Below are 8,130 nucleotides of genomic sequence, written 5' to 3' on the forward strand. Positions count from 1 at the left end.
TCGGTCGCCCTCGATCATCGCCCGCACGACCGTGTACGTCAGGCGATGGCGGGAGCGGATCACGCTGGTGCCGATCTTGTGCGCCTGCGGCCGGCCGTCCTCGTCGAAGTCGATGAACACGGAAAGCGTGAGCCGGTCGACGTCCGGATTGAGGCTGCAGATGCCGTTGGACAAGCGCGGCGGCAGCATCGGGATGACGCGGTCCACCAGGTACACGCTGGTGCCGCGCTCCCGCGCCTCCCGGTCCAGCGCGGTCCCCTCGCGCACGTAGTAGCTCACGTCCGCGATGTGCACGCCCAGCCGCCAACCGCCGCGGATAGGCTCCAGCGAGACGGCGTCGTCCAGGTCCTTGGCGTCCTCGCCGTCGATGGTGAACACGAGCTCCCCGCGCAGGTCCCAGCGGCCCTCGAGGTCCTCGGGGCGAACGGTCTCGGGAATGCGTTCGGCTTCCTTGAGGACCTCATCCGGAAAGTCCGCGGGCAGGTCGAACTGGACCATGAGGCTGCGGACGTCCACGCCGGCCTGCCCGGCCTTGCCCAGGCGCTCCACGACGCGGCCTTCCGCGCCCCGGCGGGGCGACGGCCAGCCGGTGATCTCCACGACGACCTTCTCGCCGTCCTTGGCGCCGGCCATGTCGCCCTTGGCGACGTAAATGTCCTGGGTGATGCGGCGGTCGTCCGGGATGACGAAGCCGTGCCCGCGGTGGCGTTCCAGCGTGCCCACGACGCGCGTGACGGCGCGCTTGAGCACGCGGATGACCTCCCCCTGGCGGCGACGGCCGTCCTCGCTGGCGGACTCCACGCGCGCGACGACGAGGTCGCCGTGCATGGCGCCCCCGCTGGCTTCCGGCGGGATGTAGACGTCTTCCTCTTCCGGGCGGTTGGGCAGGACGAAGCCGAAGCCTTTCATGTGCCCCTGGTAGGTGCCGACGACGAGGTTCATGCGCTCCGGCACGCCGTAGCGCGCGGTGCGGGTGCGCACGACGGCGCCTTCGGCTTCCATCTCTTCGAGCATGCGGCGGAAGAGGCCGCGCTCCTCTTCAGGAACGCCGAACACCTCCGCCAGCTCGCTGAACGTGAGCGGGCGGTAGGCCTGTTCGCGCATGAAGCGCAAGAGTTCGTCACGCAAAGGCAACGGCTTCACCTGGAATAGATTATCTCAAAAGCGGCGCGGCCAATAGGGCGACGACGCACATCACCTTGATGAGGATGTTGAGCGACGGGCCGGCCGTGTCCTTGAACGGGTCTCCCACGGTGTCGCCCACGACGGCGGCGGCGTGCGCGGGGCTGCCCTTGCCGCCGTGGAGTCCCGCCTCGATCTCCTTCTTCGCGTTGTCCCACGCGGCGCCGGCGTTCGCCATCGTGACGGCCAGGACCACGCCCGACGCCGCAGCGCCCGCGAGCAGCCCGCCAAGCGCCGAGCGCCCCAGGATCACGCCGACCGCGATCGGGATCGCGACCGCCGCCACGCCAGGCAGCACCATCTCCTTGAGCGCGGCCCTTGAGCTGATGGCCACGCAGCGCTCCGGGTCCGGGTCCGCCTCGCCCTGCAAAAGGCCGCGGACCTCCCGGAACTGGCGGCGCACCTCCTCGACCATCTCGCCGGCCGCCCGCTCGACGGCGCGGATCGCCCAGGCGGCGAAGACGTACGGCGTCACGGCACCGAGGAGCAGGCCGACAAGCGTGGGCGCGTCGAGCAGGCTGAGGGACGGCAGGCGCGCGGCTTCCGTGAATGCGGAGAAGAGCGCGAGCGCCGTGAGCGCCGCGGAACCGATGGCCAGCCCCTTGCCGACCGCCGCCGTGCTGTTGCCGAGCGCGTCGAGCTGGTCCGTAACCTCGCGCACACCCTTGGGCAGCCGCGCCATCTCCGCGATGCCGCCGGCGTTGTCGGCGATGGGCCCGTAGGCGTCGACGGCCATGATGGAGCCGGTGATGGCGAGCATGCCGACGGACGCGACCGCGATGCCGTAGAGCCCGTCGAGCATGTACGCCGCCAGCGCGATGCCCGAAACCGCCAGAACGGGCAGCGCCGCGCTCAGCATGCCCCAGGCGAACCCGCTCAGCACGACGGTCGCCGGGCCTGTGCGGGCCGCCGCGGCCACCTCCCGCACGGGACCGCGCCCGGGCGCCGTGTAGTACTCCGACAGCGCGCCGAGGACGACGCCGCCCGCGAGGCCCAGGATCGCCGTCGCCACGTGCGTCCAGGCCGCCGCGCCCAGGGCGCCCAGCGCCGCCGCCCCGGCGGCGAAGAGCCCGCCGGCCAGCACGACGCCCCTGCGCAATGCGGCGGCCGCTTCCGCGCCGTCCTGCGGCCGGCCGATGTTCGCCGCCCAGATGGCCGCGATCGAGGCGAGCGCGCCGACCGCGGCGAGCACGAACGGCAACGCGACCGCGTGGTCGCCGAGCCGCTGGTTCACCGCGAGCCCGACCGCCGCGACGATCGACCCCACGTAGGACTCGAAGAGGTCCGCGCTCATGCCGGCCACGTCGCCGACGTTGTCCCCCACGTTGTCGGCGATCACCGCCGGGTTGCGCGGGTCGTCCTCGGCGAGGCCGGTCTCCAGCTTCCCGACGATGTCCGCGCCGACGTCCGCGGCCTTGGTGAAGATCCCGCCGCCGACGCGGGCGAACAGCGCGATGGAGCTCGCGCCGAAGGCGAACCCGTTGAACGCGGCGAACGACGCCGCGTCACGCAGGTCGACGACGCCCAAGGCGAGGAGCAAGCCCCAGAGGCCCAGCCCGACGACCATCAAGCCGGTCACGCTGCCGCCGCTGTGCGCCAGCCTCAGCGCCGGCGCCACGCCGCTCGCCGCGGCGTCGGCGGTGCGCACGTTCGCCTGCACCGCGATCCGCATGCCGATGTAGCCCGCCAACAGCGACGCCGACGCGCCCAGCACGAACGTGAAGGCCGTCGCCGGCCGCATGCCGGCGACGCCCCAGGCGGAGGCGGCGACCATCGCCAGCGCCACCACGGCGACGAAGCGCGCCACGGCGCGGAACTCCTGGCGCAGGAACACGCTGGCGCCGCGCTCGATCGCGCGCGCGATGGCCTGCATTTCGGGCGTTCCCGCGCCGGCGCGGCGCACCCTCCTCGCCAGGCGCAGCGCCGTCAGCACGCACAGCGTGGCGGCGACGGGGGCGAGAACGATCAGGTTCGCATTCGCGGGCATGGGGACACTCCTCGGATTCGACGGGTTTGCCCCATGTATATGGGCCCCCGGGCCTGTGTAGACGGGCCGCGCGGGCCGGCGGGCTCGCGGGCCCGGACGCCGCGGCCCGCGGACCCCGGCGCCGCGGCGACCGAAGAAATACCGAAGGCGTCCCCCGCAAGGAGGACGCCTTCTCCGCTGCCCAATGCCCGAACGCAAAACTGCCTGGCGCACCTCGGCCACGCGGGGGCCGGCGTTCGCCCGGCGCGCTGCCAGGGCGGCGACGCCCCCGCCACGGCGGCGACTAGCGGGCTTCCATGACGGTGATCGCGAGCGCCACGATGGCGAACACGATGCCGAACGCCACCGTGACCTTCGCGAGGAATTGGTCGAGACCGCGGCGCTTGCCGAACACCTGCTCCGACGCGCCGGCGATGGCGCCGCTCAACCCGGCGCTGCGTCCCGACTGCAGAAGAACGGAAGCGATGATGCCCAGCGATGCGATCACGAGCAGGATCACGAGAACCGTGTACAACGAGTCCACCCCCAGCCGCAGGCGCGAGCCGCCGCCTGCGCGCGCGCAATCACCTGCGATTGTATCACAGCCCGCTCAGCGGGCGGCGGCGAACGCGCCGCGTCCCGCAAACGTCGCGGCGCCTTCCAGCTCGTCCTCGATCCAGAGCAGGCGGTTGTACTTCGCGACGCGCTCCCCTCGCGCGGGGGCGCCCGTCTTGATCTGCCCGGCGCGCGTGGCGACAGCCAAGTCGGCGATCGTGGCGTCGTCCGTCTCGCCGGAACGGTGGGACACGATCGCCCGCCACCCGAAGCTGCGCGTGGTGTCGATGGCGTCAAGGGTCTCGGTGAGCGTGCCGATCTGGTTCAGCTTGATGAGCACGGCGTTGGCCACGCCCTCGCGCTGGCCACGCTGAATGATCGCCGGATTCGTGACGAAGAGGTCGTCGCCGACCAGCTGCAGCCGCGAGCCGAGACGCCGGGTCAGTTCCCGCCACCCGTCCCAGTCGTCCTCCGCCATGCCGTCCTCGATGCTCACGAGCGGGAACTGGCCGAGCCACCGCTCATAGAGATCGATCAGTTCCCCGGCGTCGAGGCGGCGTCCCTCGCCGGCCAGGTGGTAGGCGCCATCCTTGTGGAACTCGGACGCGGCCGCGTCGAGCGCGAGCGCCACCTGCTCTCCCGGGCGGTAGCCGGCGCGCTCAATCGCGCGGACGAGCAGCTCCAGCGCGTCCTCGTTACGGGCGAGGTTCGGCGCGAAGCCGCCTTCGTCGCCGACGCCCGTCGCGAGGCCGCGCTCGTTCAGAAGCTCGTGCAGGGCATGGTACGTCTCCGCGCCGGCGCGCAGCGCGTCGGCGAAACGCTCGAAGCCGACCGGCGCGAGCATGAACTCCTGCAGGTCCACGTTGTTGTCGGCGTGCGCGCCGCCGTTGAGCACGTTCATGAGCGGCACGGGCAGCACGCGGCCGGCGGGCCCGCCCAGGTACCGGTAGAGCGGCAGCCCGGCCGACTGCGCGGCCGCGCGAGCGACGGCCAGCGACGCTCCGAGAATGGCGTTGGCCCCCAGGCGGCCCTTGTTCGGCGTGCCGTCGAGCTCGATGAGCGTCTGGTCGATGAGGGTCTGGTCAAACGCGTCGAAGCCCACGATCGCCTCGGCGATCGGACCCTCCACGTGGCTCACCGCGTTGCGCACGCCCTTGCCGCGGTAGCGCGCGCGATCCTTGTCGCGCAGCTCGACGGCCTCGTTCGTGCCCGTGGAGGCCCCCGACGGCACCTTCGCGACGCCGCGCGCGCCGTCATCCAGCTCCACGACGACCTCGACCGTCGGGTTGCCGCGGGAGTCCAGGATTTCCAGCGCCCGCACCGAAACGATCGTCGACATCGAATCCACCTTCCTAAAGATTCAGCTCGACCGCATGATCAGCGACCGACCGGTCATCTCCGGCGGCTGCTCCAGTCCCATCAGTTCCAGCAGCGTCGGCGCGGCGTCGCCGAGGTTGCCGCCACTCCTCAGACGGACCGACTCGTAGCCCGGCGCGACGAGCACGCACGGCACCGGGTTCGTCGTGTGCGCCGTCCACGGGCCGCCCGTCTCCGGGTCGATCATCACCTCGGCGTTGCCGTGGTCCGCCAGCACCAGCGCCGCCCCGTCCCGCGCGCGCACCGCCTCGAGGACGACGCCCAGGCCGGCGTCGGCCGCCTCGACGGCGCGGATGGCGGCGGGGATGCTGCCCGTGTGCCCCACCATGTCCGGGTTGGCGAAGTTGACGACGAGCAGCCGGTACGGAACTTCTTGTAGCGCGGCCGCGGCGCGCGACGCCACCTCCGCCGCCGACATCTCGGGCTGCAGGTCGTACGTCGCCACCTTCGGGGATGGCACGAGGATGCGGTCCTCCCCCTCGAACGACCGCTCCTCGCCGCCGTTGAAGAAGTACGTGACGTGCGCGTACTTCTCCGTCTCCGCGATGCGCAGCTGCCGGAAGCCGGCGCGGCTGACGACCTCGCCCAGCACGTTCGTGAGCACGGGACGCGGAAAGAGGACGGCGAGGCGGTCCGCCAGGGTCTCGTCGTACTCCGTCATCGCGCCGTACGCCGCGAGAAGCGGGAACTCGCGCGGGAAGGCGGAAAACTCGGGGTCGACGAACGCCGCCGTCAGCTGGCGCGCCCGGTCGGCGCGGAAGTTGAAGCAGAGCGCGACGTCACCGGAGCGGATGGTCGCGACCGGCGCGTCCCCCGACACGATGACGGTCGGCTGCACGAACTCGTCCGTCTCGCCCGCCTCGTAGGCGGCCGCGACGGCCGCCTCCGCCGACGGCGCCGTGCGCCCTCGGCCGTGGACCATGGCGTCGTAGGCTTTCTGCACGCGGTCCCAGCGCTTGTCGCGGTCCATGGCGTAGTACCGGCCCATCACCGTGGCGATGCGCGGCGTTCTCCGGTCGCCGGGCGCGTCCTCTCCCCCGGCCCCGGCCGCGCCGCCGGCCCGCTCGCGGCACGCGCCCTCCAGTTCCGCGATGAACCGGCGGCCCTCCGTGGGCGCCGTGTCGCGCCCGTCGAGCACGGCGTGGACGTACGTCTCGACGCCCTCCCGCGCGACGACGTCCAACAGCGCGAGGAGGTGGCGCATGTGGCTGTGCACGCCGCCGTCCGAGACGAGGCCCCAGATGTGCAGGCGCGCGCCGCGCGCCGCCTCGAGCACCCGGCGCAGCGCCGGATTGTCCGCCAGCCGGCCCTCGGCAATGGCGCGGTCGATGCGCGTCAGGTCCTGATAGACGACGCGCCCCGCGCCGAGGTTCAGGTGGCCGACGTTCGAGTTGCCCATCTGCCCCGCCGCGAGGCCCACCGCCTCCCCCGAGGCGTCCAGCGTGGTGCGCGGCCAGCTCGACCAGATGGCGTCGAAATTGGGGGTGCGCGCGAGCGCCACGGCGTTGCCGGGCCCTTCCGGCGCCAGCCCCCAGCCGTCGAGGATGATGAGGGCGACGGGTCCGCGGATCGGCGCCGTCATGCGTTGGCCGCCTTCCCGCGTGCCGCCGCGACGATCGCGGCGAACGCCTGGGCGTCGAGGCTGGCGCCGCCGACCAGCGCGCCGTCGATCTCCCGGCGGCCGAGGAACGCGCCGGCGTTCTCGGGCTTGACGCTGCCGCCGTAGAGCACGCGCAGCGCGTCCGCGGCGGGGCGGCCCCACGCGGCCGCGGCCGCCTCGCGGATCCAGCCCGCCACCTCCGCGGCGTCGTCCGGCTGGGCGGCGCGCCCCGTGCCGATCGCCCATACGGGTTCGTAGGCCACGGATAGGCGGAGCGTCGCACCTTCCGGCTTTGTGCCGCCGCCCGCGGCCGCCCGCGCGGGGGCCGCCCCGCCCATCCCGGACGGCGGCTCCGGCAGGCTTGCCCACAGCGGCGCCAGCTTGCGCGCGACGACCTCCCGCGTGCGGCCGGCGTCCCGCTCTTCAAGCGTCTCTCCCACGCAGAAGATGACGTGCAGCCCCGCCGCCGCGGCGGCCGCCGCCTTGCGCGCCGCTTCGTCGTCCGCCTCGTGGAAGACGGCGCGCCGCTCCGAGTGGCCCACGATCACGTACTCGCAGCCGACGTCGAGGAGCATGGCGGGCGAAACGGCGCCGGTGTAGGCGCCCTCCGGAGCCCAGAAGACGTCCTGCGCGCCCAGGCGCACGCGCTCGTCGTGCGCGAGGCGCTGGCCGCAGGGCCAGAGCGCGGTGAACGGCGGGCACACCACGACCTCGACCTCGCCCCGGTCCGCCGGGTCGCCCGGCAGGAGGGCGAGCAGCCCGTTCACGAGGCCGAGGGCCTCGCCCGTCGTCTTGTGCATCTTCCAGTTGCCGGCGACGAGCGGTCGGCGCACGCTCATGGGCGACGCGCCGCCCCGCGCCCGCCGGAGGCGTTGTCCGCCCCGCCGTCCGGGGCGTCGTCCCGCGCGGACTCCGGCGTCCCCGCGTCCGGGATCGCGGCAATGCCCGGCAGCTCGCGCCCCTCGAGGAACTCGAGCGAGGCCCCGCCCCCCGTGGAGACGTGGTCGACCTCGCCGGCCAGGCCCAGGTTCTTGAGCGCGGCGATGGAATCGCCGCCGCCCACGACCGTGTACCCCTCGTGGCGCGCCACGGCCGCGGCCACCCCCTCCGTGCCGCGCGCGAAGGCCTTCCACTCCGCGACGCCCATCGGCCCGTTCCAGAACACCGTCCGGGCCCCGGACAGCGCCTCCGCGTACCGCTGCACCGTGAGGGGGCCGATGTCGAGCGCCCGCCAGCCGGACGGGATCTGGCCGACCTCCACCGTCCGCGCCGGCGCGTCAGGGTTGAAGAACTCCGCGACGACGAGGTCGACGGGGAACTGGAGCTCCACGCCGCGGGCCTGCGCGTCGGCGATGAGCGCCTTCGCCTCCTCGACCTTGTCCGCCTCGACGAGCGAGTCCGCCATGTCGTAGCCCAGCGCCACGAGCAGCGTGTTCGCCATGCCGCCGCC

The 8,130-nt window shown here is 73.2% G+C and carries 7 protein-coding genes; all 7 read right to left on the bottom strand.

All coding sequences use genetic code 11. From position 1 onward, the window contains the following. Positions 1-1,128, bottom strand: a 1,128-nt coding sequence (locus tag IRZ18_07030) for an RNB domain-containing ribonuclease (GenBank protein MBX5476853.1), incomplete at its 3' end; no start/stop codon positions are given. A 25-nt stretch (positions 1,129-1,153) separates the two neighbouring features. Next, the gene (locus tag IRZ18_07035) at positions 1,154-3,169 is read right to left on the bottom strand and encodes a sodium-translocating pyrophosphatase (protein MBX5476854.1); all 2,016 of its coding nucleotides are present in this window, start codon (positions 3,167-3,169) and stop codon (positions 1,154-1,156) included. A gap of 283 nt (positions 3,170-3,452) precedes the next feature. Then, on the bottom strand, positions 3,453-3,683 hold the full coding sequence (secG, locus tag IRZ18_07040; GenBank protein ID MBX5476855.1) for a preprotein translocase subunit SecG: 231 nt from the start codon (positions 3,681-3,683) through the stop codon (positions 3,453-3,455). 75 nt (positions 3,684-3,758) lie between these two features. Continuing rightward, positions 3,759-5,042, bottom strand: a complete 1,284-nt coding sequence (gene eno, locus IRZ18_07045; GenBank protein ID MBX5476856.1) for a phosphopyruvate hydratase — start codon at positions 5,040-5,042, stop codon at positions 3,759-3,761. Between the two features lie 21 nt (positions 5,043-5,063). Then, positions 5,064-6,650, bottom strand: a complete 1,587-nt coding sequence (locus tag IRZ18_07050) for a 2,3-bisphosphoglycerate-independent phosphoglycerate mutase (GenBank protein ID MBX5476857.1) — start codon at positions 6,648-6,650, stop codon at positions 5,064-5,066. A gap of 8 nt (positions 6,651-6,658) precedes the next feature. Further along, positions 6,659-7,513 (bottom strand): triose-phosphate isomerase, encoded by an 855-nt coding sequence (gene tpiA / locus IRZ18_07055; GenBank protein ID MBX5476858.1) that lies wholly within the window; start codon positions 7,511-7,513, stop codon positions 6,659-6,661. Between the two features lie 2 nt (positions 7,514-7,515). After that, on the bottom strand, positions 7,516-8,130 hold a 615-nt coding region (pgk, locus tag IRZ18_07060; GenBank protein MBX5476859.1), incomplete at its 5' end, for a phosphoglycerate kinase.

It is taken from the genome of Clostridia bacterium (genome assembly GCA_019683875.1).
GTDB lineage: Bacteria > Bacillota > Sulfobacillia > RBS10-35 > Bu92 > Bu92.

Excerpts from the sequence above, each read along its gene's own strand:
- IRZ18_07035 (MBX5476854.1), bottom strand. The coding sequence starts at position 3,169 with ATGCCCGCGAATGCGAACCTGATCGTTCTCGCCCCCGTCGCCGCCACG.
- eno (MBX5476856.1), bottom strand. The coding sequence starts at position 5,042 with ATGTCGACGATCGTTTCGGTGCGGGCGCTGGAAATCCTGGACTCCCGC.